Raw genomic sequence first — 24,952 nt, 5'->3', positions numbered from 1 at the left:
TTTATTTTTTAATAACACTTTGCTTAGATTCGTATTGTTTTTCCGCCATTTGTTTACGGTAAATTTTTTCATCTTCTTTATAAACAGCATCTGCCATGATCTTATTTTTTTCCATTTGCTCTTTTAATCTTATACTGGCTTCTGGCGCACTATTGCTTAACTTTAAAGCATGTGATTCGAGCATTTTGCTATTATCATCCAATATTTTTTTGGCTGCATCTAAATTTCCTTGATTGTAAAGTTCTAATGCTTTTTCATTTTCAAGTGTAACTTTTTGTATTTCTGATTCAGCCACCACATCTTGAAGAATTGCATCATCAACAACCTCTTGTCTGTCAGTATAAGCAATTTTAATGGTATCTGTCTTTTTTTCGGTCTTCTTAGTTCGCAAGTTATCATATTCAAAAGAAACTTCAGCTAATGTTTTATTTTCACCAACTTTACCTTTAGGTGGAATAACCTCCAATAAAAGATATTTTTCTTGATTTGAATAAATTTGATTCATTCTGACAGTAACTTGGTTATCTTTAATAACCCCATCACGACCGAGTAAACGAACAGGTTTAACACCATCTTTTAGTTGAATAGTAATAATAACATCTTGCGCAATAGCTGACATTACATCATTAAATTCACGTACAAACACATTCTCAAGATCTAAAGAATTATTAACAAATACGTGATTACCGTCACTATAACTAGCAATCGACGACATCAACAACTCATTATAGTCTGCGCCAATACCAAACGTACTAATAGCTATATGCTTTTTAGCAGCAATAATTGCCAGATCTGAAAGCTCACTGACTGAAGTTGGTCCAATATTTGCCTGTCCATCAGATAGTAAAATAATACGATTCACTTTGTCCTTAGAAAGTTGTTTTTCGACTTGATTAATACCTTTACTTAAGCCAGCAAATAAAGCTGTACCACCACCAGCAACAATATTTTCATTAATAAGATTAATCAGTTTCTGCTTATCTTTAACTTTAGTTGAAGGCACAATCACCTTAGCATCATAATCATAAGCAACAATTGATAAAGTATCATCTTCATTAAGCATGTTAACAGCGAAAATTGCAGCTTCTCGCGCTTTTGCAATGCGTTGCCCCGACATAGAACCTGAACGATCGATAACAATCGCCAAATTAATCGGCACTCGAACGGATGCATCTACTTTTTTACCTGTTAGGGATATTTTTAAATAATTTTTTTCTTGATTATTTTCTAAAATAATTGGTGATGCTAATTCAGAACGGATTTGAATATCATCAACTGATTTTGCATAGCAACCAAGAGTAAATATTGAAAGCCAGATAGCAGCTAATGTTTTTATAAATTTCATTGTTGACTCCTCATTCATAGAATAATTTATCCAATTATCGTATTTTTATCAATTAAATTGTCTAATTGATGTATCTAATTGTAAAAAATTGTAAAACACCAAAACATTGACAAATCCTATTGGAAAAAAGATTCGCATTACATAAACATTTTTATATTAATGAAATAACCTTATCACTTGAAAATATTTGATTTTTACAATATGTTGGATTTAAATTAGGTTATTACCCTAATCTACTGAAAAAAATAAATTCTTCATCACAATAAATTATCAACGCTATAAGTTTAATAAGTAAAATACTCAAATAAAAATATTCTATAATTTATTCAAAAATAACCACATTAAATCTGACATATTACACATATAATTCAAACAACATCATGGAATAACCTTTCATACTTAGCAAAGTAATATATCGAATTAATAATACATTCCAATAGCTACAATCTGGAAAAATGTAATGAATAATACTTATATGAATAAAAATATTTGCTTACTATGGCAAAATAATACTTATTTAATTGTATTAATTTATTTCTTATTATTTATGCATAATGTTAAATGCAGCTATTTCCTAAATATTAAATGAAAATTAATAACAATATTAAAAATTTTCAAAAGACAAAATCCTGATAAAAAATTAATTTTATTTTTTACAACGATGTGATCCTTGTTTATTGCAAGCATAAAGAGCAAAGGTATATAATAAAAAATTAGCCATTCTTATAGAGAATATTTAGAGAGCATTGAATATGACTCAATTACAAGAAAAACTTGCACTTATAAAAAATAGTATCATCACTATTCCAAATTACCCTAAAGAAGGGATTTTATTCCGTGACATAACAAGCCTACTTGAAAACCCTATCGCATTTAAAACATCGGTTGAACTTTTTATCGAACATTATAAAGATAAAAACATTGATAAAGTCGTTGGCACTGAAGCACGAGGATTTATCTTTGCTGCACCAATCGCTCTCGCCTTAGGGGTTGGATTTGTCCCTGTACGCAAACCAAATAAGTTACCGCGTAACGTATTTAAAGAAGAGTATCAACTTGAATATGGTACCGATACACTAGAAATACATACAGATGCGATTAAAAAAGGTGAAAGAGTTTTAATTATCGACGATTTACTTGCAACTGGAGGGACTGTTGCAGCAACAGCAAAATTAATTCAAAAAGCAGGTGGCATCGCTCAAAATGCTGCTTTTGTTATTAACTTACCTCATCTACAAGGTAAAACTAAATTAATCAATATGGGAATTAATTGTTTTACATTAGTTGATTTTTCAGGCGAATAAAAACATTATTTAGGGCGAAATATCGCCCTATTTTTAAATATGCCTTCATTAATTTATCTAATTAACTCTTAAATCCCCCTCTTCTTACTACCTCAATTATGACAAGCAAAAAAATAAATTTCTCTGTTTAGATTTCCTATTAACCAAATCACAAGATGCATAAAAAATCAATTTTAATCTTGAAACTCACTTTAACATGAATTATTATTCATAAATAAAGCATAATTATTAAAAGAGGTAAATTGAAATGAAAAAAATTAGCCACATTATCACCAGAACACCTGCCAAATCGCTTATAAATGGACTAACATCGGTTAACTTAGGAAAGCCTGATTATCAAAGAGCCTTAGAGCAGCACAATAAATATATTCAGGCATTACAGCAATGTGATGTTGATATTACCATTTTACCACCAGATGAACGTTTTCCTGATTCAGTATTTGTTGAGGATCCAGTGCTTTGCACTCCACATTGTGCCATCATTACCAGACCAGGTGTAAAAAGTCGACGCGATGAAACCAAAATCATTACTGACACCATTGAAAGATTTTACCCTAATAAAATTGAACGTATTACAGCACCTGGCACAGTTGAAGCAGGCGATATAATGATGGTTGGTGATCATTATTATATTGGTTTATCAGCACGAACTAATCAAGCTGGCGCTGATCAAACCATTGCAATATTAGAAAAATATGGATTATGTGGCTCAGTAATTAAGCTCGAAAAAGTCTTACATCTAAAAACAGGTCTTGCTTATTTAGAAAACAACAATTTATTAGCAGCAGGGGAATTTATTAAGAAACCTGAACTTCAACATCTTAATATCATTGAAATTCCTGAGCAAGAAAGTTATGCAGCCAACTGCATTTGGGTTAATGGTAAGGTAATTATGCCTGCAGGTTACCCAACAACCAAAAACAAAATTATCGCATTGGGTTATCATGTGATTGAAGTAGATACGTCTGAATATCGCAAAGTTGACGGCGGTGTTAGCTGCATGTCATTACGATTTTGAATCAATCCAAATTGTGCTTGATTAATAAAAACCAATAACAAGATTATATTATGAATATAAAAACCCAAATCAAACTAGGCATATTACCACTGACTTTATTAGTTGTAGGCAGTATTGTTGGCAGTGGTATTTTTAGCTTACCACAAAACATGGCTGAAGCATCAGGTCCTGGAGCTATATTAATTGCTTGGGTCATTACCCTATTTGGCATGCTAATGCTAACCAGAATATTTCAATATTTATCCATACGATTTTATAAAATCAATGATGGATTATATGGATACGTACGTAAAGGTTTCGGTGATTATATTGGTTTTAATGCTGCTTGGGGGTATTGGATCTCTGCTTGGATGTCATGCACCAGCTATTTAGTCATTTTATTTAGTGCATTAGGATCATTTGATTATTTTAGTTATTTTGGTAACGGTACCACTCTACCTTCAGTTATCAGTGCAATCATCTTTTTATGGATAGTTAATTTATCTATTTTAAAAGGTATTAACCAAGCATTTTTATTAAATTGCGTGGTAACATTAGCTAAAATTGTGCCTATTTGTTTATTTATTATCTGCATCATTTTAGCTTTTAAAGTGGATACTTTTAAAACCAATTTTTGGGGGACCCCGCAATTAGGATCGGTTGCCGATCAAATAAAACACACCATGCTTTATACCGTTTGGGTTTATTTGGGAATCGAAAGTGCCACAGTTTATGCATCACGCGCCAAAAGTATTTTAAGCATTAGCAGAGCCACTTTTTTCGGCTTTGCAATCACCAGTTTATTATTGATTTGCGTATCGGTACTCTCTTTAGGCATAGTGCCACAGCATGAACTGGCACAAATGAAGAACCCCTCCATGGCATTGGTGATTGAACACGTCGTAGGCAATTGGGGAGCTACCTTTATTAACATCGGACTAATTGTATCTGTTAGTGGCGGCTTATTATCATGGTTGATGCTAGCTACTGAAATGCTATTTTTAACCGGTAAAGGCAACAATCATACTGTACCAAGCTGCTTTGGAAAACTTAATAAAACAGGAACACCAGCCAATGCTTTATGCTTAACCTCAGCATTAATCAGTATATTGATGATTCTTGCACATTTTTATCAATCTGGTTATAACATTTTAATTCAACTATCAACTTCCATGGTACTTATTCCCTATCTACTTTCTGCATTTTTTGTATTAAAATTAGCAATTAATCGTGGTAATACTTTCCTAATTTTCTTAGGAACGGCCGGTTCAATTTATAGCACATGGCTTATTTATGCAGGTGGAGTCTCTTACCTATTATTATCGATGATTTTATATAGTGTTGGTTTAATATTTTATTTATATGCCAGAAAACAACGATCGCTCCCTGCTTTTAGCTTTATATACGATAAAATCTATGCCACCATAATAATCCTATTAGGCATTATAGCAATATTCTATTTTTATGTTATACCTAGTTAAACTTCTAAATAGCTGTTATTTTCGAAACAAATAAAATTCGGCTAATAATTTTCTAAATTCTTGGGAATAACATCCATTATCATCACGCATACAAAGTTGCTGTATTAAAATATTATCCTTTTTACTTAATGAAAATGCCATTAATGACAATGAAAAATCCTTGTTAGCATTGTACTTTACATTCATTACTTGTTGTAAATATAGTTGGTTTGATTCACTCTGCAACCTGAACTGATTAGATAAATTAAATGGCAAAACCAAACAAAATACCCCTTGAGGTTTCAATAATCTTTTAACTGTATCAATGAGTTGATGAAAATTCAAACTTTCTGTATAGCGGGCTAACTGCCTTGAAGCATTCCTACATTCAACTGCTGATGCAAAATAAGGTGGATTGGTCACAATCAAATCATAAAAAGAGGTAATACCGACTTGAAATTGATTGATATCTGCTTGTTGTACAATGATCGATTGAAATCCTGCTCGCTTTATATTTTTCTGACATTGTTTTACAGCGGCTTTATCAATATCAATTGCATCAATTTGGCAAATCTGGTTTTCTAAACGCTGTGCCAGCATCAAAGCGATTACACCACAACCACTACCAATATCGAGCACACGGTGCAATTCAGAGGGAATTGGCGCCCAAGCGCCGAGTAAACAACTATCAGTAGTTACTTGCATAGGGCTTTTGTCGTGTGCAACAAAAAAACGTTTAAAAGTAAAACCTCCTTTTTTTAAAGGCTTTTGATGATTATTTGTCATATAAAAATTTCTTAAATAATGGTTTATTCGACGCAATCGCATCAGCCCAACGTGTTGGTTCAGGTAAACGATAGCCACGCAAACAAAAGTTTACCCATTTTAATGCGCTTTCTTGGCTAACACGGTGTCCTGATGAAATAAATAATGGGTTACAATTATTTTTACTTTGTAATACCCAACCGATTTGATCTTGTTTATCTAATAATTGTGTTGCCTGTCCTACTTGTTGCAACTGAGGATCATATTGTCCGTAAAGCCTTTTTTTTGCCACGCCAATAGTTGGCATATCCAACAACAAACCAATGTGACTTGCAACACCCAATCGCCTTGGGTGAGCAATGCCTTGTCCATCGACCAAAAGTAAATCGGGTTTCTGCTGAATTTGTTGCCAAGCAGCAAGTAAAGCAGGATATTCTCGAAAAGACAAATAACCAGAAATATAAGGAAACTCAGTTTTTAAACGAGCAACATAATACTCAATCACTGTAAAATCAGGGTAACTTAACACAACAATTGCAGCTCGTGTAGTGTTACCTTTATCCTCAAATCCCACATCGGCACCACCAATAAATTTTACAGACTTATTAAAGTCATCTTTCAGTATCACCTGTTTGGCTAATGACTGTTGGGTTTGTTTTAATTGTTGTAAATTAATAGACATTTTAATTCTGTTCAGTATTATTACTTACAATAAATCGATTTTACCAGAATAAGTATGTCATATACATTAGCTAATCCCACAGAACTGACAGAAGAAATTAAAAAAAGCCGTTTTATTGTTAACGCTGCACCTGTTATATCAGCAGAGCAAGCTTTTGACTTTATTAATCAAATTAGCGACCCTAACGCCACTCACAACTGCTGGGCATGGAAAATTGGTCAACAATATCGTTTTAATGACGATGGCGAGCCAACCAGTACTGCAGGGAGACCTATTTTATCCGCCATTGAAGGGCAAGACTGTGATCAAATTGTAGTGGTGATAACACGCTATTTTGGAGGCATAAAATTAGGTACTGGCGGTTTGATTCGAGCTTATGGTGGTTCAGCTAGCCACTGTCTGCAACAAGCAGAACTAATAAAGCTAATCACCCGCATTCCATTGCAATTTCATTGCTATTACAATGAGTGGTCTATTATCGAAAATCGACTTAAAGAACTCAATGCCATTATTGAAAATCAGGATTTTGATGTTGAAGGAGTAAAAGTAAGCATTGCAATTACCCCAGATAACTCACTAATTTTAAAGAAAAACATCTGTGATATTACGCGTGGACGAGTGGTTATTGAATTGTAACTTGTCACTAAGCTAACACCTATTTTCGATTAGTCATTTAAACAAAGAGTTAAATGATTAATCTACTGCTAATTCATTTTATAAAATAGTCAGTTATGCAGCAAGCTTGAAAATAGATATATAAAATAAATGATATTTACATAATAAGTTAAGCGTTATAACAGTGCTGTCATCTTATCTATAAACTAATAAATTTAGGTTGAAAGTCTTAAAATAAAGATTTCTATATGAGCTTTGGACATATTATATTACATTGACGAGATGCAAACATCAAAAATTGACTACTGTAGAAAACTTCCTATTAAAAATAACATATCAATACAGATACCAAGATACAAGAATCATCTAAGTTTAATTGGATCCCCAATCTTCTTACTTACAGCCTTTATCAATACTTGTATTTGCTCATCGCCATTAATCAAAACATAAAAAGTACCTAAACACGGATAATATTATTTTAACATGTTGCCTTTTGGTGTTCCCGCTAGACAAAAATTAAAAGAAAGAATATTTGAGTTTGCCCTAATGCACATAAAACCATCTAAGCAGAATATTCCTTCCATTTTAGCATACTTAAACAAGATACTTTCCTAAAAAATGCATAGTAGTTTTCAACTGGTCATTTGAATTTACTATAAAATTTTTTCAATCTCCTTATCTCAATAAAGATTGTTATGTAATGACTTATAATCAAATATATCAGTGCGATATTGACAAACATTAATATAATAATATTTTGCTCTAACAGTTTATTTATTCCAAAAATAAAACCATATAAATAGATTGATAATGGTAAAACAATTAACAGGTTAACCAATGTCATTATTCTTCTTTAGGCTTCTAAGACAACTCGGGCTCTTTTGATACTAATTTTAAATGATGATCAAATAAAAATGATACCTGTTCTGGCTTAAAAGAATAATAAAGTTCTTTCATATATCCTTTCATCATATTTTCCTACACATAATTTTATTTTTATAAGAAAAAATGATTATAAAAGAAACAATCCAATTTATAAAATAAGATTATTTTTATCATATAGTTAAAACAATTAATTTTTCCATAAAAATCGTTTATTTAGTTCTAAAATTACTAACGATTTGAATCGTTTTGCTAAACTAAAAATTAATATATTAGCTACAATCTTAAGTGCCAAAGTTTAGCCATAATTCATTTGTTGCTTCATATCGATAATCTAATTACAATTAACTTTATCAACCTTTAATTTCTAACTCCATGATTAAATACAGTAATGCCACATTAGAAAATTTACCGTTTATTGTTGAGATATATAATTCAATCATTCTTATAATAAAACGACTGAAATCAGCTTGTACATTCCTAAAGATTTTCGTGGTAAAAAATTGGAAAATTTACTATTAACGAGATTGAACAATTTGCAAGAAATGTTGGGAACGAAGCTGTTTCAAGTTATGTATATCCTAGGAAAACAATTTGACTAACGGCCAAATATATTAACCGCATTTTGATTCATTGATAAGGATCCTTACCTAGATGAACATTCTACAAAATTTATTTTATTTAGGACGCCAAGCAAAAGTAACTAGCACATTAATAATTATCAACATTATATGGTTTACTATATCAAGATTGTTCGATAGTCGTAGTTTTAACGATACTTTAGAAGGCATATTTCTTATTGATTGGGGGGCCGATGTATCACTATTAACCTTTTCTGGCCAATATTGGCGGATGTTAACTAGCATATTCATGCATACCAATATCTCGCATTTAGTAATGAATATGCTGGCATTGCTAAGTGTTGGTACAGTGTTAGAAAAACATATACCAAAATTTGTCTTTATTGGTATTTATTTCCTTACAGGTTTAATTAGTAGCTTAACAAGCGACATAGCAACGATACAAAATGCTGTCATTAGTTGTGGCGCATCAGGAGCAATTTTAGGTTTAATTACTGCTTTACTCGGTTACAGCTTGGTTAATCGGACGAATTTAGAAAATATGCCTATTAAAGCAATAATCGCCTCTTTAATTCTTACTGCTGGGTTAGGTATGCTGCCATCCATAAATAATATGGCTCATTTAGGAGGGGCAATTTCAGGATTTATTTTAGGTTTATTAATATCTTTTTGTATTAAAGTGTTTCACTATCCAAATAGACTCACCTTTGTATTAATTAGCATTTTATACTTTATTACGGCATTGGGGTTATATATGGGTTACATGCATTTTAAACTTCCTGACAATTTCCAATTATACTATTAACAGCATAATCACATTAACAATTAAACGTACACAATACATTATGTTTAAATAGTTTTTAGTATAGAAAAACTAAAAACTATTTAAAATTCGTGCAGGATCGATTTTACATGCTCTTCTTGCCGGGTAATAGCTGGCAATTAAACTTAACAACAACGCTGTCATAAAAACAATTACAATATCCATCATATGGATCTCAGAAGGCAAGAAATCGACAAAATAAATATTACTATTTAAAAATTTGTGTCCAATTAATGACTCAAAGATCTCAATAATATTTGAAAGTTGCCACGCAATTACCACGCCTAAAATCACGCCGATTAGACTACCAATTACACCAGAGATCACGCCGTACCAAATAAAGATATGTTTAATTAATTGATTTGTGGCACCTAATGTTTTTAATATTGCGATATCCCGTTGTTTATCTTTTACTGCAATAACTAAGGTAGACACAATATTAAAACAAGCTACACCAATAACAACAATCATCGCTAAATACATAATTTTCCTTATCATTTGGATATCATGGTACATAAAACCATAGGATTTTTCCCAACTATTAACTATCAAATTTTCATCAAGATTTAAAGCTACGTGGTTTAAAATTTGATTAGCATTATAAACCTGATCAACATTAACCATTATCCCAGTGACACTGTCACCAATGTCAAGAAGTTTTTGTGCATCAGTTAATGGAATTAAAACAAGATTATTACTTAAACTACCACTCAATTCCAAAATACCAACAACTTGCAAACGCACTCTTTTAGGAGGTTTGAGCTGATTTTGATTACTTGACACAGGAATTAATAATGAAACCCATCCCCCTTCTTGAACAGACAATGATTTAGCCAAGCCAGCACCAATAATCACTTGTTGATTTTCTGCCTTAAAATTTTGCCATTTATTATTCAGCACATAATTCGGTAGTGAACTTACTTGCATTTCTTGTTCAGGGTCAAGGCCTTGTACTTGCACTGCACCAAGTTTGCTACCGTTTTCAATTAATCCAGTAAAATTAACAAATGGCAAGGCTGATACAATATTACTATTGTTTTTAAGTTCTTGTTGAACATGTTGCCAATTATCTAAATTGCCGTATTTTGGATAGAATTGTCCATGTGGCACTACCGATAACACTCGATTGTGTAATTCACGTTCAAAACCATTCATAGCACTTAAACCAATAATTAATGCCGCAATACCAATAGCAATGCTGAGTGTTGAGATAATCGAAATTAATGACACCATACCACTTTTGCGACGCCCTTTTCGAAATTTTATGGCGGTAATTAAAGATAAATTCATATTAATTATCCATTAATTGTTATTTGATGATGCGCTATCATCAGTAAGTTGACTATCTCTCATCACCCATTGCTTATCAAGTTTATTAGCTAATTCAAGATCATGTGTAACAACCAAAAACGCAGTGCCATGTTCACGATTTAATTTAATCAGTAGCTCAAAAATAGAATCCGCTGTTGATTTATCAAGGTTACCTGTTGGCTCATCAGCCATTACTAAAGCGGGGTTATTAATTAATGCACGCCCTATTGCCACCCGTTGGCGTTCTCCGCCAGACAGCTCGGAAGGGCGATGATTTGCTCGTTTGACTAAATTAACCGACTCTAGCATTGCCATAGCCCGTTTTTTAGCTTCGTTAGGTAAAATACCGCCAATTAATAGTGGCATCGCTACATTTTCAAGTGCGGTAAAGTCAGGCAATAGGTGGTGAAATTGATAAACAAAACCAATTTCTTGATTGCGTAGTTGAGCTTTTTCTTGTTCAGACAATCGATTTAAATATTGTGTTTTAAATACAATCTCACCTGATGTAGGTTTATCCAACCCTCCAAGAAGATGCAATAATGTACTCTTACCTGATCCAGAACTGCCAATAATTGCTAACAATGATTTTGAGTAAATATCAAATGATACATTTTTCAAAACTTCAGTTATCATTTTGCCTTCTTTATATGTTTTACAAAGATTTCTGGCAGAAAGAAGTATTTCAAGATTATTCATAACGTAATGCCTCAGCAGGTTGAATATTAGCTGCGCGATAGGCAGGGTAAACGGTAGAAACTAACGATAACGTAAGTAGTCCAACAATAATAAAAACAATTTGTATAGGTTCAACCAATGAAGGTAATAAAATACCAGCAAAGGATAGCCCAAATGCTTGCATAAATTCATTTAAATTAAACGCCAATAAAAGCCCAATAGTACTACCTAATAGCGTACCAATCACACCTGAGCTTGCGCCTTGAATAATAAAAATTAACATAATTTTAAAACGCGATAAGCCTTGCGTTTTAAAAATTGCAACTTCGCCTTGTTTCTCCATAACCAATAAACTTAATGACGTTATAATATTAAAAGCAGCCACAATCACAATCAGGCTAATTAGCAAGCTCATAACAGTTTTTTCCATTTTTATGGCTTGAAACAATTCGCCTCGTTTCGTACGCCAATCTTTAAATATTAACCCTTCTGGTAATGGCTCGTTAACAACCGATGTAATATTTAATGGTTGATCTAAAAAAAGCCGCCAACTAGTAATATTGTTAGCCGGATAACGTAATAAATTTTTAGCATCGTTTTGATTAACATAAATTAAAGATTGATTAATATCATGATTCACCGAAAATAAACCTGAAATATTAAACAAACGTTGTGAAGGTATGCGTCCAACAGGAGTAATTTGGCTTGCATCGGTGACCATTAAGCGAATTTTATCTCCAATCGTCACACCAAGTTGATTGGCTAAACTTTGCCCAAGAATCACATTATATTTACCAGCTTGAAGATCAAACACCGAACCACTGTAAATATAGCTATTAATAGGATCGTTATCTTCTGCGGTAATCCCCATTAACGTACTTACCGTAATACTTTGTTCGCTTTGCAATATCACATCACTGGTAACTAAAGGCGTAATACGATTAACACCTTTAAGCGTTTTGAATTGCTGATTAACAATCATAGTTGAATCAATTCTGCCATAAGAGGATGTTATTTGTGCCTGTGGTAAAAATTTTAAAATGCTACCTTGCATTTGATCTTCAAGACCATTCATAACCGACAAAACCAAGATCAACCCTAGTGAACCAAGCATAATTCCGATCATTGATAGCCATGAAACAAAACGACCAAAACCATCCATTTTTTGCCCATAGACATAGCGCAAACCAATATAAAAAACTAAGGGGCGAAATATTTTTGACATAAACGTAATATTAGTACCTAAAACTTTTTTACAAAGTCTGTCTGTTAAACGCAAGATGTTTATCATACAGGATTAATCTGTTCTAGAAAACAACCATATATTTACGTTATAATCTGATGATAAATTTTCAGCGACATCAACGAACTCATCATGTCTAAAAAAGTTAATATTTCAAACTTAATTCCTCAAAAATCAGGCGAAGTAAAGCAAATTGGGCAGCTAGTTGGCTCTTCCTTATCACAATTTTGCGCTCAAGCTATAAATGCACATGAGGGTATCGTTGTGATTGTCACTGATGATATGCAACAAACCTCGCGCATTCATGAAGAAGTAAAGCAGTTTACATCCTTTCCTTCTATTATCTTTCCAGATTGGGAAACATTGCCTTATGACAGTTTTTCTCCTCATCAAGATATCGTATCAGAACGCTTATCTTGCCTTTATCATCTTGGACATTTAACCAAAGGGGCGTTAATTTTACCCATTAATACCTTAATGCAAAAAGTCTGCCCACAAAGTTATTTGGGTGGACATGTTTTTATGATGAAAAAAGGCTTACAAATTAGCCGAGAACATTTACGTCTTCAACTTGAAAATGCTGGCTATCGTTCAGTCAGCCAAGTTATGGAGCATGGTGAATATGCTACTCGTGGAGCGCTTTTTGATATCTACCCCATGGGCAGTGATAAGCCTTATCGCATTGATTTTTTTGATGATGAAATCGACAGTATCCGTACTTTTGATGTCGAAACTCAACGTACCTTTGATGAAATTGCTGAAATACAATTGCTACCAGCCCATGAGTTTCCTTTTGATAAAACAGCTATTGAGTTGTTTCGTAGTCAATGGCGAGAACAATTTGAGGTTAGATTAGACTCAGAAAGCATCTATCAACAAGTTAGTAAAAATATTTTGCCAACCGGTATTGAATATTGGCAAGCGCTATTTTTTAACGAACCATTGACATCTCTATTCTCTTATTTTTTAGCAAATAGCTTAATTATCAATACAGTTAATATTGAACAATATGCTAATAAATATTGGCAAGATATTACCCAACGTTATGAAAGCCGCAAAGTCGATCCTATGCGACCATTACTTGCACCAAATGTTATTTGGTCTAAAACTGACGAGATTTTTGCCAATTTCAAAAACTACCCAAGAATGGTTTTATCGCATGCAATAACGACAGAATCAAATAAAAACGTTAATTTGCCTTATGTAGCATTACCTAATATTGCTATTGAGATCCAACAAAAAGATCCTTATTTGCAATTTCAAAAATTTGTTGAAAATTTTGCAGGAACAATCATCTTTTCGGTTGAATCAGAAGGACGCAAAGAGGCTTTACAAGAAATTCTTGGACGAATTCGTATTCATCCCACTACTATCGATTTACTTGATGAACGAAAAAACAGTGATAGCCGATTTTATTTAATTGTTGGAGCTAGTGAACAAGGCTTTATCAATCAGCAAGATAATTTTGCCTTTATTACTGAAAATGAGCTATTAGGACGGCGAGTAGTTCGTCGCAAAAAAGAAAATAAACAAGCTATCAATACTGATTCACTTATTCGTAGTTTAGCTGAGCTAACACCCGGCAAACCCGTTGTCCATTTAGAACATGGCGTTGGTCGATATGCAGGACTTACCACATTAGAAACAGGCGGGATTACGGCTGAATATCTTATTCTATTATATGCCAATGACACCAAGCTTTATGTTCCTGTTTCATCATTAAATCTAATTAGCCGTTATTCTGGTGGCGATGAAGAAAACGCACCATTGAATAAATTAGGTACTGATGCTTGGAGTAAAGCACGGCAAAAAGCGGCCGAAAAAGTACGAGATGTTGCTGCTGAATTACTCGATATTTACGCTGAACGTGAAAGTAAACCCGGGTTTGAATTTAAACAAGACCGAGAGCAGTATGAACTATTTTGCCAAGGGTTTCCTTATCAAGAAACTGATGATCAACAAAATGCTATTGGGGCAGTAATTGGCGATATGTGCTCTCCTTATGCCATGGATAGATTAGTCTGTGGTGATGTTGGATTTGGTAAAACAGAAGTAGCGATCCGCGCTGCTTTTTTAGCCGTTATTAATCATAAACAAACAGCAGTTTTAGTTCCTACAACTTTACTTGCAGAACAACATTACGAAAGCTTTTGTAATCGCTTTGCAAACTGGCCAGTTCGCATAGAAAGCCTGTCTCGATTCAAAACCGCCAAACAACAAAAAAGTATTATAGAAGCTCTTGGTGAAGGCAAAATTGATATTGTAATTGGCACACATAAATTGTTACAAGAAGATATCAAATGGAAAGATTTAGGCTTGTTGATTGTTGATGAAGAACATCGTTTTGGCGTCCGCCAAAAAGAACGAATTAAAGCAATGCGAGCAAACATTGATATTCTAACACTAACCGCAACGCCAATTCCAAGAACCCTCAACATGGCAATGAGTGGTATGCGGGATCTCTCTATTATTGCGACCCCTCCAGCTCGCCGATTAGCAGTGAAAACCTTTGTTCGAGAATATGATGATCTCGTGATTAGAGAAGCCATTTTGCGTGAAATTTTACGTGGTGGTCAGATTTATTATTTACACAATGATATTTCTGATATCAAAAAAGTAAGCGAAAAACTGGCAGAACTGGTGCCCGAAGCACGAATTACCATTGGTCATGGACAAATGCATGAACGCGACTTAGAGCGCGTAATGAATGACTTTCATCATCAACGTTTTAACATACTTGTTTGTACAACCATTGTTGAAACTGGTATCGACATTCCTAATGCCAATACCATTATCATTGATCGTGCCGATAAATTTGGTTTAGCCCAATTACATCAGCTCAGAGGACGAGTTGGACGTTCTTATCATCAGGCTTATGCTTATCTATTAACCCCACATCCTAAATTACTCACTAAAGATGCCAAAAAACGCCTAGAAGCAATTGCCTCACTTGAAGATTTAGGTGCAGGTTTTGCTCTAGCCACACACGATCTTGAAATTCGAGGTGCTGGTGAGTTATTAGGCAGCGATCAAAGCGGTCAAATTGAGACAATTGGCTTTAACCTTTATATTGAGCTACTTGATGAGGCCGTTAAATCACTAAAAGAAGGTAAAGAGCCAACACTTGAATCATTACTCAATAATCAACAAACAGAAATTGAGTTACGCTTACCAACACTTATTCCTGATGATTTTATTCCCGATGTTAATACGCGTTTATCACTGTATAAACGTATTGCGAGTATCACCGATCTTACCGAACTCACCGATATTCAAGTTGAAATGCGAGATCGTTTTGGTAAATTGCCCGATGTAGTGCTTTTTTTACTAGAAACCACCAAAATCCGTTATCACGCAACCCAATTAGGTATTACTAAAATCGAATTTGGCGAAAAAGGCGGTTATATTGAATTCGGCAGTGATAATAAAGTGTCAGTTGATTACTTGATTGAAATTATTCAAAAACAACCAAAATATTATCGTTTAGAGAGTTCAAATCGATTGAAATTGCAAAAATCTGAACTACAAAGAACTGATCGTATTGAATATATTAAACAATTGTTGACTGATTTTTCTCAGCATCAAGTATAACTTATGAAGTTTAAAAAATATAAAATGTGATGAGTAAAAAGGATACATTAGCTTTTGGCATCATTGCTATATGAGAGATTAGATATATTGGAACAACGTGACATAAATAAAATACTACAAAAATGATATCGATAGTAAACTAAATTAAGTGGTTAAGCAAATTAATTGTGGTTAAATGAATATCAACATCAAAAGTTACATTGTCACTTTATAATAAACTACTAAGCTAACCTTTGTATTTGATGATAATGACTATTCACCATGAACAATTCTCATTGTTGGACTAACAAAAGGATATTTTGTGCACAAATAGCATGATTTGAATGTCAATTTGCAAAAAACATAATTCAAACTTTGGAGGCTGCGTATATCCCATAATTTATAAAAAGTAATACAAAGGCCTGTGATAACAAATATTTCTCTACGAAATTTTTTAATAGAGCCATTACAACCGCAAGTTTTTATTACCCTATTCTACTTAAAAATGAATACTAAAATAATATCATTAATCAAATAATAGAAAGACAACCATAAAAATATATGCTAAAAGGACAAAATAGTCGATAAACAGACGAAGATCGATTAAAATTAATGAAATCAGAATAAATACAAATCATCTATTTCGCTTATAAAGTATATATAATTTGTTGACTACTGATATTCCTCAATATGAAATAACCTTTAAAATATTATGAACTAGTAGAGAATCACAATGAAAAAAAGTATTTTAGCTGTTGGCATTATTGCAGTATTAGGAGTTGGAACTATTTTTACCTCATGGCACACAGGTAAAGCTATTGAAAGTAATATCGATAATAATCTTTCGAAAATTACTGATATAGCGAATAAAAATCAGGATCTTTATAACCTTAATATTACCAAAAGCAACTATGAAAGAAATATCTTTTCTACAAAATTACATCTTATTATTACCCTCTTACCGAAAGATAAAACAGAACCAAACGAAAAGCCTTTAAAAGTGTTTGATGATGATATTACCATTCATCATGGTCCATTCCCCCTTTCTGCAATTAAAAATGGTATTTTAAAACCACAAATGGCTTGGATTGAATATGAAATGAATGAAGAAACATCGCCAAAACTTTGGAAAATTGCTGGTAATAGTTCTTTAATCAATGCACATCTAGGAATAAGTTATGGTAAATATTTAACATTCAAACTTATTAATAAAGCTATCACTTTAACCAATAATGAAATAGATTCATTAGATGGTCAATTAGATATCTCTAAAGGTCAATTATCTTTTGAAGGAGATGAAAGCCTAAGTTGCATATCATCAACCGCGCAATTTGCTAAATTGAATTACGCATTAGATAAAAATAATTTTTTTTCCATGGAAAAATTAAACATATCAGCAACCTCTAATAATAGCTCTAATGTTGATTATAAAATAAATATCGGCAATCTTCATATTAATACTGAAAATACAAATGAATTGATAAACTTGGATTCTGATAATATTGAAAATCAAGGAAACTATACATTTAATATCAACAGAAATGGAAATTTTACTATTTCAAGTTATAAAAATGACACCAGCTTTCAAAAAATAAAAATAAGAAAAGAAAACACACTAAAACAAGAATTACCATTAATTCAAATAAATCAATTATCAATAAAACAAAATGGTCAATTAAACAATATAAAAATGGCAAATGGATCATTGAGTACAAATATTAATTCTATTATATTTGGTAAGCAAAATTTAGGTTCAGGTGTATTTGATTTTAATTATGAAGGCATTGTTCCGAAATTCATTAACTATCCTTTATATTCTAATCAAGATATGCCTGAATTAGATGAAAATACACAAACAAATATGAAATTTTCAATTAAAAGCTTAAACTGGCATAATGAAGAAGGCGATATCAACGTTAGTGGTGATATCGATATACTTGGTAGCACTGGTTCACTGTTGTTAGAGGACATCGATCAAGTTAAATCAATAAAATTAAAAATTGATGCTCCATTCAGAATCATTGCTCATTTTCTTGCACAAATTGAAAAACCGTCTGATACTACAGTAACATCAGAGGAAGTTAACAAAACAAGTAAACACCTTGAATTGATGGCATCTTTATACGCAAATAACAATATACCATTTATTACGTTAAAAAAAGATAATGTTAAAGGAATTTTTACTGACATTGACTACTCAAGAGATCGTGAAGAAACCTACATTAATGGTAACACAATGACTAAAAAAGAATTCTTCAAAAATTTCTTTGGTTATTATTAATTTATTCAAATGAAATTAATCATCGCCTATATCATTACAGCCTAAATGGTATAGGCTTTTTACTATCATTAATCTATAAACATTTAAAAAATTAAAATGATATTAAAATCATCATTGAGCCTTTATTGAAATAGAACATGATAAATAATAACAGAATGATGAGATAAATGGGATATAACAAAATAAACAGGGAAATAATGAAATTGTTTTTTGAAAAAGTGTTACAAAATATGAAATAAAAAATTGCCTAAAAATTTTTGCTCAAAAATTAATTAGGCGTCATTAAAATCAAACAGTGTTGGTTGTTTTTCTTTTATCATTCGTTTATGAACTCGGTCGATTACTTTTCTGATACCTCGTTCTGTCATTTTATATTTTTGACTTAGTTCTGCGTAGTTATTGCCTTTAAATGCATTATAGATTTGCAAGTCACGTTGGTTTAGTTTGAATCTGTAGTCACGTGGAAACGTAATGTTCTGACCGCCAAACAGTTCTGAAATTGTATTTGCAATACTATCACCAAGATGAACTGCAATATCTTCAGGTAAACCGTAATCCATCGCATCGTTAGCTACAGATAATGATACATGTGTTAGTAATTCATGACGTTTAATAGACATTGCAGATTTAGTCATAATTTACGCTCCTGTTTTCTTCTTATACCAATCTAGTGCGCCAGGTATATTTTTTTCTAATTTACTAAAGTCAACACCAGCCCTATACATCTGTTCAAAATATTCTTCATTACTACTACGAATTGGTTTGTCTTCTTCTTTATGTTCAACATATGCAAATAAATGCTTAGTTGATTCATAAACAGATTTTAAGTAGTTATGATTTTTAAACGGTTTATACTCACTAGTTAAACGCTTAGCGTGAATATTATTAACTGTTTCCCGTAGTGCGTGAGCTAGATGCCTGCTTGGTTGATATAATTTCAGAACTTCATTAATTAAGTTTACTGCTCTAGAATTACTTAAATTTGATTTTTGAGTACGAAATAAACCAATATAGGCAATCATCGGTTTAGCACAGCCATAGTTTAAATTACTTACTAATATAAGTAGTTCTCTGCCAGAATCATCTTCGACTAATGCTTCTAAATTAATTTCGTTATGACAAATTGGGCAACGTGTTAATTTCATGCTTCTTCCTTTATATGCGAGCTTGCCAACTTTTTAGGCTTTCAATTACAACCATTGCTTGTTTTTGAGTCAGCCAATCCATCACTTCAACACCAGTAATACGTTTTACATAAGAATTGATAGCTTTTTCAGAACGATTTTTGATTTCACCTGCATCAGCTAGTGCTAGCCATAATGAGCGTATTTTTTTATGAACTGGTTCTGTAGCTGTTATCTTCCCCGTTTTTTTTGATGATTTAACTTTAAAACCTTTTAATTTCAAATTAGTTATAACTTTTTCTAGTTCCCAAACTGTCATATCCTTAGTGCTAGTTTTTTTAGTTATAGTCAGTAATAGATGACGATATGTATCGTCATCTAGATTAAGTTGAGATTTTGCAATATGAATCAGCTTGATGTATTTAGATTTCATCTATTTAACTCCTATTAATGATGGAGAATTACCTGAACCAGATAAACCATGATTCAGTTTTATGTTTTTTCCAGCTAAATACCCTTTATATTTAGCGTCATCTGCACCATTGCAGTTTTTAGTATTGCGTAATGTTGCTTCTGATAAATCAAGCTTTTCCTGTTCATATTTATTTAGTATTTTATTTTCATCATCAGGTATAACGAACTTACTTAAAACATTATAAATTCCATTAATCCACCCAATGCAAAATTGATCTGCTCTAGCCATTTTTGTTGATTTTTTAATACGCTTATTTTGGCCATTCAAAAACTCTTTACGCGCCTTAATAATCAATCTTACAAGAACATCAAACGCATATGCTGCAAGCTGAGGGCGTTCTCTCATTCCATAAAATTTAACAGTCATGTGATTCGTTTCATTGTTATAACAAAAATAACCTTTAACCCCAAATGCAGAACAAATAACATTAGCCAATATACCGACATAAGACGGTTGTTTTTCTGCATCAGTTGGTGTACGTTTTGCCATTGATTCGTTAATTGAAAATAGTTCAACATCACTAGCATTAATATCGTGTTCTTTCATTAACTTTAGTGCTCTTTGCATAGCAATAGCAGCTTCATGTGGATTAGTTGATTTTGCTAATGCTAAAAGTTTTTTGATTTTATCAATGTACTTTTCATTATTATTTGTCATAAAAACACCTTAAAAAAACTAACCAAACGTTGTTTTAATGTTTTAGCTGATTTTAATTTTGTATATTCAGCATAAAGTTCATCGTACTGCTTTCCATCAACATAGCCCTGACTAGTTACCTCACGCATAAATGAATGTTCATGGCTGATGGAGATATAATGGTCGGGCATATAACGCTTAGGGTTAGAGAATTTAGCCATTTGCTAATTCCTCTAACTCGTCAACAATACGATCGGCTTCACATGCCGATAAGTCACGTTCTTTACAATACTCAATAAAATTAGGCATTTGACTAAGGATAAATTGATACAAAATATAAAAATCTTGTGTTTGCATGATTAGATAACCTCCTGTTCGAATGGCACTATCGCAAAATCTTCAACATCTTTTTTGATAGTGATGCCAGGAACATGCGCTACTGCATTTGGCTCGTTTAAAATAGCTTCTTTGTTGATTTCTTCTTTAGTACGAATAAATCGCGTTAATTTGAGTTCTTTCAATGCCTCAATAACTGATTCGGAACCACGAATAGTGCAAGATGGCGGTCGATTACGCCACTGAACCTCACCAGTAACTAGATTTGCAGACTTAACTTTACCGCCATTAGTCAGTTCATCACGATTTGCTTCGCACCAAATTTGGATACCTTTTTGTATTTCTACTGACTTCTTTTTTAATACTTCAATACTTGATGAATAACTTGCAGTAATTTCAGCGATCTTATCGTTCATTTCGGTTTCTAATCGGATTAATTCACGCTGTATATCGCCTAAATATTTAATAGCCTCTGTTGCTTGATCTTTTGATTGCACAACATAGATTGATGCGGTAGTTTTAATACGTTTTTTAGTCTTTATCATTTCTATAGCTCCTATTCGATTAATGCAAGCGACTAATATCGCGTTCTTTCCATATAACTCGGCAGCCATTTAATTCAAATTGCCCAAACCTGTAATAACCTTCATGTCGGTAATACATCGCTTTACCCACAGCTATAAACTTATTGCACTTTGGGTGATGCTCAATTTCAATAGTTGGCTTTGAAAGTGAATCATGATAAAAACCAATGACGGTAAATTCTTCATTAGATAATATAGTTACAGCCTTATTAACCGCATTGATGCTATTATTGATGAGTTGGTTCTTTTTCATCAGATATCTCCTCGGTCTTTGATACACTCAACAATTACTTCACCTGTAACTTTTAGCGCACCAATGCGTGCAGCTAGATTTAATGCGTTAGAAACAAGGTTATTTACTGCTAATGGATAACATAATGAACGCACTTGCTTTTCACCTCGACGTGTTGTTGCAACACGTAACCGATTGATGATTTCATTAAATGCAGATGAATCAAATAACGTTGTATAGTCCATATCAACACGTGAAAATTTATGCTTGATATATTCTTCAACTTTAAAATCAAGTGGTTTTAAGTTCACAACTTCACAACGCTGAACCACTTCACGAACTTCAGGGTTGTATTCTGATAGTTTTGTTTGTAGCTCTGTTTGCCCAATCAAGATAATTGACAGTAGTTTTTTAAAGCCTTCTTGTAGCTCGTAAAAGCGTTTTAAATGCTTAAGCGTATGAATTGATAAACCATGAGCTTCTTCAATAATCATTAAATGTTTACGACCTGATAATGCACTATTTTTAAGTAAAGTATGCATTTGCCGTGCTCGTGCTTCAGCACTGCGTTTTGGTTTGGTCTGTGGATCAATCGCATTAATGATTGCGCCACTAATATCCATGCTTTTTATTGATTTACCTTTGACTTCGTTATCTTCCAACCCTAATACATACGGCTCAATAACCGTTATTGGTTCATGATTAATATTGATCCAATCAATTAAATCGTGCCGTAGTGTTGATTTACCGCTACCCGACTCACCAATTACGGCTAGCATTCCGCCGTGTTTTGCTGTTTGGCGCATTGCAGCACGTACATAACGAATATCATCAGATAGATAAACGTCGGCATCTTCGGTCATTTCATCCGTAAATGGATCCCTAGGAATGCGGAAATGTGCCCGTGCATCTCGATTTATAGTTTGTTTTCGTAGTAACATATAGGCTGACTCCTTTGTTAAGTTTTCATTTGAGTCAACTGGCACAGCGTCGTCCGCCAAGATTTCGGCTGTGTCAGTTTCTTCTTCAAAAATATTTAGTAAATAATCATTGCTTAAACCTAATTTTATTAATGCCTTTTCAATCTTCTGCTCTAGTTCTTCATGCTTAATAGAGCGTGGCCAAATATTGTGATTAACAAGCTGGCTAATTACTGCTTGGCTGATTGAATTGCCTTTATAATCAATATGCTTGGCGAGTTGCGCTTGTTTGATATTGAATTGCGTCATTACGCTTTTTAATTTCAGCATTATTTAACACTCCTAAACCCTGTCGTACCGTTACCAACTGCAACAGGTGTTGTAAATGTACGAATTAGTGAATCTAACGAATCTTCCGGTACACCATCTTGATAACGAGCGGATAGCCACTTATTTTCATCAGTTGTTAATCTGCGACCGATTGAATTGGTAATACGCATTAAAGCTGCGGTTAGCGTTAATGTTGTGGTAGCTGGCTTTAAATGTTCCGGTGTTTTAATTTCATTGCCTTTTTGTTCAAAGTAAGCAGGATGATTAATATCATCTAGATAACTGAGTGTATTGAGCTGACCACCGAACGGTGCTACTTGTTTTTGCTTCGCTTTTTTGATTTCATCTTCGGTCATGTTCGGGTATGCAACTTGATCCATCGCTTTTGCTGCTTGTTCAATTTCAGTATCACCTTTAGATTTATATTCCTCGCCAATCACTGGTGCATCTAAACGTTGTCCAAACTTATCAAAATTGCGATCTGGCTCAATACGGTAGATTAATGACTCGCCGTCATAACGTGGTACTTCGATTTGTACAGCACAGTCGCCATACACTAACGCCCGAACACTGACTTTATCTTTTACCGTAATGCCGTCTAAGCCTTTTAAACTATAGACTAATGATGATTCTGATTGTGGATGTTTGAAACTAATGGTTAAATCAGCTTTAACTTGGCGCTCTTGCTCACGACTTGCCATAATGGCTTGGCAAACTTCTATTGATGGCAATGTGCGTAATTGCTCTGCCGTAATATGTTGCCAAAGTGATTGACGTGATACGGGTTCTGATAATCCAATACGACGCAAACGTGTATCTTGTCCTGGTAAACGATTGGCGTTATATGCCTCCGCCCAGTTCATTGCTGCATGATTTAACTCATCAATACTGCTGACAGGTTGAAACTTTAAACGGCTTTCAAATTGTGTTTCGATGATATTATTGGCATTTTCAACACCACCTTTAGCCCTTGCATTGCCTGCCTCGTGTTCTAGATATTTAACTTCTAAATGGTCTAGCAAGTTCTTGATTGCTGATGATGTATTAGCCGAACCTTTATCCCAATAGAGAAGTTGTGGTACACCGTGAAATAACCGCCCATCTTGCTTACCCCAGGCAAACATTAAAAATTGGAATAATGAGTGTTGGTTTTCGCCTGCTGCTTCGACATACCAAGGTATAATCATGCCAGATGCACGGTCATACAATGTGTAACGCCAAACTTTGTATTTAACTTTTGCGTAGTTCTCTAGCTTGTTTTTATAAAAATCACGGTCACGCATAATATGTTGTTTATCTTTCATGTAATAAATTAGGCATAGAGAGGGATCTACTTCGTGCACATGATTGGGATGCAATGCACGTAATGACTGAACAGGATTGGCCACTTGCTGTGCTTTTACATTCATTTTGCGGTTTCGTAATAATCTTGCAAAATGATTAGTACTTACACCAATTTCATAACCATTTTGTTTTGCAATACTTGTTGCTGTTGTTGTAAACATAGTTTGTTTACCATTATCACGCACTGACTCTTTACATATTGCTCCGACCGCATTTAAAGCAATATCAGAAACACTTGTATCACCTTTATCAGCTCTGCATTTCCGATCACTTGACCAACCACAAAACTCTTTTAATTGTCGGTAAATAGTTTGTTTAGAAATACCTAAAAAGGCTTGTGCTTCACTCATAATAGCGCTTCTTGAACCAAAATCTGTTTTATCTAACTTAATTGCTAATTCATTTAAATAGTTGCGAATATTAGGTGATACCAT

Annotated in this window: 23 protein-coding genes; 7 read left to right on the top strand and 16 right to left on the bottom strand. The window is 33.2% G+C overall.

Features of this window, described 5'->3' with window-relative positions; genetic code table 11:
- Position 1: 1 nt before the first annotated feature.
- A complete protein-coding gene (locus tag A9G34_RS05255) occupies positions 2-1,345 on the bottom strand; it encodes a vWA domain-containing protein (protein WP_065569126.1) in 1,344 nt (447 codons plus the stop codon).
- A gap of 752 nt (positions 1,346-2,097) precedes the next feature.
- On the opposite strand from A9G34_RS05255, the gene apt reads away from it, so the two are divergent.
- From apt to A9G34_RS05240, 3 genes are all read left to right on the top strand, one after another.
- A complete protein-coding gene (apt, locus tag A9G34_RS05250) occupies positions 2,098-2,649 on the top strand; it encodes an adenine phosphoribosyltransferase (RefSeq protein WP_065569125.1) in 552 nt (183 codons plus the stop codon).
- Positions 2,650-2,896: 247 nt separating this feature from the next.
- Positions 2,897-3,667, top strand: a complete 771-nt coding sequence (gene ddaH / locus A9G34_RS05245) for a dimethylargininase (RefSeq protein ID WP_065569124.1) — start codon at positions 2,897-2,899, stop codon at positions 3,665-3,667.
- Positions 3,668-3,717: 50 nt separating this feature from the next.
- Complete coding sequence (locus A9G34_RS05240) at positions 3,718-5,127, top strand: basic amino acid/polyamine antiporter (protein WP_065569123.1); 1,410 nt, start codon at positions 3,718-3,720, stop codon at positions 5,125-5,127.
- A gap of 15 nt (positions 5,128-5,142) precedes the next feature.
- Here A9G34_RS05240 and A9G34_RS05235 read toward each other — a convergent pair whose 3' ends face one another.
- Both A9G34_RS05235 and nfi read right to left on the bottom strand, forming a co-directional pair.
- Complete coding sequence (locus A9G34_RS05235) at positions 5,143-5,892, bottom strand: tRNA1(Val) (adenine(37)-N6)-methyltransferase (protein ID WP_034945392.1); 750 nt, start codon at positions 5,890-5,892, stop codon at positions 5,143-5,145.
- A complete protein-coding gene (gene nfi, locus A9G34_RS05230; protein ID WP_065569122.1) occupies positions 5,882-6,553 on the bottom strand; it encodes a deoxyribonuclease V in 672 nt (223 codons plus the stop codon). The genes A9G34_RS05235 and nfi overlap by 11 nt, the downstream gene beginning before the upstream one ends.
- A 54-nt stretch (positions 6,554-6,607) precedes the next feature.
- On the opposite strand from nfi, the gene A9G34_RS05225 reads away from it, so the two are divergent.
- The gene (locus A9G34_RS05225; protein ID WP_065569121.1) at positions 6,608-7,189 is read left to right on the top strand and encodes an IMPACT family protein; all 582 of its coding nucleotides are present in this window, start codon (positions 6,608-6,610) and stop codon (positions 7,187-7,189) included.
- A 1,515-nt stretch (positions 7,190-8,704) separates the two neighbouring features.
- A complete protein-coding gene (locus tag A9G34_RS05220; protein WP_065569120.1) occupies positions 8,705-9,436 on the top strand; it encodes a rhomboid family intramembrane serine protease in 732 nt (243 codons plus the stop codon).
- 69 nt (positions 9,437-9,505) lie between these two features.
- On the opposite strand, the gene lolE is transcribed toward A9G34_RS05220, so the two are convergent.
- The 3 genes from lolE to lolC are packed head-to-tail and all read right to left on the bottom strand — an operon-like array spanning position 9,506 to position 12,659.
- The gene (lolE, locus tag A9G34_RS05215; RefSeq protein ID WP_065569119.1) at positions 9,506-10,744 is read right to left on the bottom strand and encodes a lipoprotein-releasing ABC transporter permease subunit LolE; all 1,239 of its coding nucleotides are present in this window, start codon (positions 10,742-10,744) and stop codon (positions 9,506-9,508) included.
- A 12-nt stretch (positions 10,745-10,756) separates the two neighbouring features.
- Complete coding sequence (gene lolD / locus A9G34_RS05210) at positions 10,757-11,464, bottom strand: lipoprotein-releasing ABC transporter ATP-binding protein LolD (RefSeq protein ID WP_065569118.1); 708 nt, start codon at positions 11,462-11,464, stop codon at positions 10,757-10,759.
- On the bottom strand, positions 11,457-12,659 hold the full coding sequence (gene lolC, locus A9G34_RS05205; RefSeq protein WP_065569146.1) for a lipoprotein-releasing ABC transporter permease subunit LolC: 1,203 nt from the start codon (positions 12,657-12,659) through the stop codon (positions 11,457-11,459). Before lolC ends, lolD begins: the two co-directional genes overlap by 8 nt.
- Positions 12,660-12,818: 159 nt before the next feature.
- Between lolC and mfd the strand changes: the two genes are divergently transcribed.
- Together mfd and A9G34_RS05195 are read left to right on the top strand one after the other, a co-directional pair.
- Positions 12,819-16,277, top strand: coding sequence for a transcription-repair coupling factor (mfd, locus tag A9G34_RS05200; RefSeq protein WP_065569117.1), 3,459 nt, complete (start codon positions 12,819-12,821; stop codon positions 16,275-16,277).
- 712 nt (positions 16,278-16,989) lie between these two features.
- Positions 16,990-18,537, top strand: a complete 1,548-nt coding sequence (locus A9G34_RS05195) for a DUF945 family protein (RefSeq protein ID WP_065569116.1) — start codon at positions 16,990-16,992, stop codon at positions 18,535-18,537.
- Positions 18,538-18,809: 272 nt separating this feature from the next.
- On the opposite strand, the gene A9G34_RS05190 is transcribed toward A9G34_RS05195, so the two are convergent.
- The 10 genes from A9G34_RS05190 to A9G34_RS05150 are packed head-to-tail and all read right to left on the bottom strand — an operon-like array spanning position 18,810 to position 24,952.
- Positions 18,810-19,172 carry a Mor transcription activator family protein gene (locus tag A9G34_RS05190; RefSeq protein WP_065569115.1) on the bottom strand — a complete coding sequence of 121 codons (363 nt, stop codon included), beginning with the start codon at positions 19,170-19,172 and terminating at the stop codon, positions 18,810-18,812.
- A gap of 3 nt (positions 19,173-19,175) precedes the next feature.
- On the bottom strand, positions 19,176-19,682 hold the full coding sequence (locus A9G34_RS05185; protein ID WP_065569114.1) for a hypothetical protein: 507 nt from the start codon (positions 19,680-19,682) through the stop codon (positions 19,176-19,178).
- Positions 19,683-19,692: 10 nt separating this feature from the next.
- Positions 19,693-20,094, bottom strand: a complete 402-nt coding sequence (locus tag A9G34_RS05180; protein ID WP_065569113.1) for a gp16 family protein — start codon at positions 20,092-20,094, stop codon at positions 19,693-19,695.
- The gene (locus A9G34_RS05175) at positions 20,095-20,793 is read right to left on the bottom strand and encodes a DUF2786 domain-containing protein (protein WP_065569112.1); all 699 of its coding nucleotides are present in this window, start codon (positions 20,791-20,793) and stop codon (positions 20,095-20,097) included.
- Complete coding sequence (locus tag A9G34_RS05170; protein WP_065569111.1) at positions 20,790-20,993, bottom strand: hypothetical protein; 204 nt, start codon at positions 20,991-20,993, stop codon at positions 20,790-20,792. Before A9G34_RS05170 ends, A9G34_RS05175 begins: the two co-directional genes overlap by 4 nt.
- The gene (locus A9G34_RS10745) at positions 20,986-21,129 is read right to left on the bottom strand and encodes a hypothetical protein (RefSeq protein ID WP_176701474.1); all 144 of its coding nucleotides are present in this window, start codon (positions 21,127-21,129) and stop codon (positions 20,986-20,988) included. Before A9G34_RS10745 ends, A9G34_RS05170 begins: the two co-directional genes overlap by 8 nt.
- A gap of 2 nt (positions 21,130-21,131) precedes the next feature.
- A complete protein-coding gene (locus tag A9G34_RS05165) occupies positions 21,132-21,653 on the bottom strand; it encodes a host-nuclease inhibitor Gam family protein (RefSeq protein ID WP_065569110.1) in 522 nt (173 codons plus the stop codon).
- A gap of 19 nt (positions 21,654-21,672) precedes the next feature.
- A complete protein-coding gene (locus A9G34_RS05160; RefSeq protein ID WP_065569109.1) occupies positions 21,673-21,945 on the bottom strand; it encodes a hypothetical protein in 273 nt (90 codons plus the stop codon).
- Complete coding sequence (locus A9G34_RS05155) at positions 21,945-23,174, bottom strand: ExeA family protein (protein ID WP_065569108.1); 1,230 nt, start codon at positions 23,172-23,174, stop codon at positions 21,945-21,947. Before A9G34_RS05155 ends, A9G34_RS05160 begins: the two co-directional genes overlap by 1 nt.
- A complete protein-coding gene (locus A9G34_RS05150) occupies positions 23,174-24,952 on the bottom strand; it encodes a DDE-type integrase/transposase/recombinase (RefSeq protein ID WP_065569107.1) in 1,779 nt (592 codons plus the stop codon). The genes A9G34_RS05155 and A9G34_RS05150 overlap by 1 nt, the downstream gene beginning before the upstream one ends.

It is taken from the genome of Gilliamella sp. Choc4-2 (genome assembly GCF_001690355.1).
Classification (GTDB): Bacteria; Pseudomonadota; Gammaproteobacteria; order Enterobacterales; family Orbaceae; genus Gilliamella; species Gilliamella apicola_A.
The sequence above is the reverse complement of the archived record's forward strand: the minus strand, read 5'-3'. Positions and strand labels throughout refer to the sequence as shown.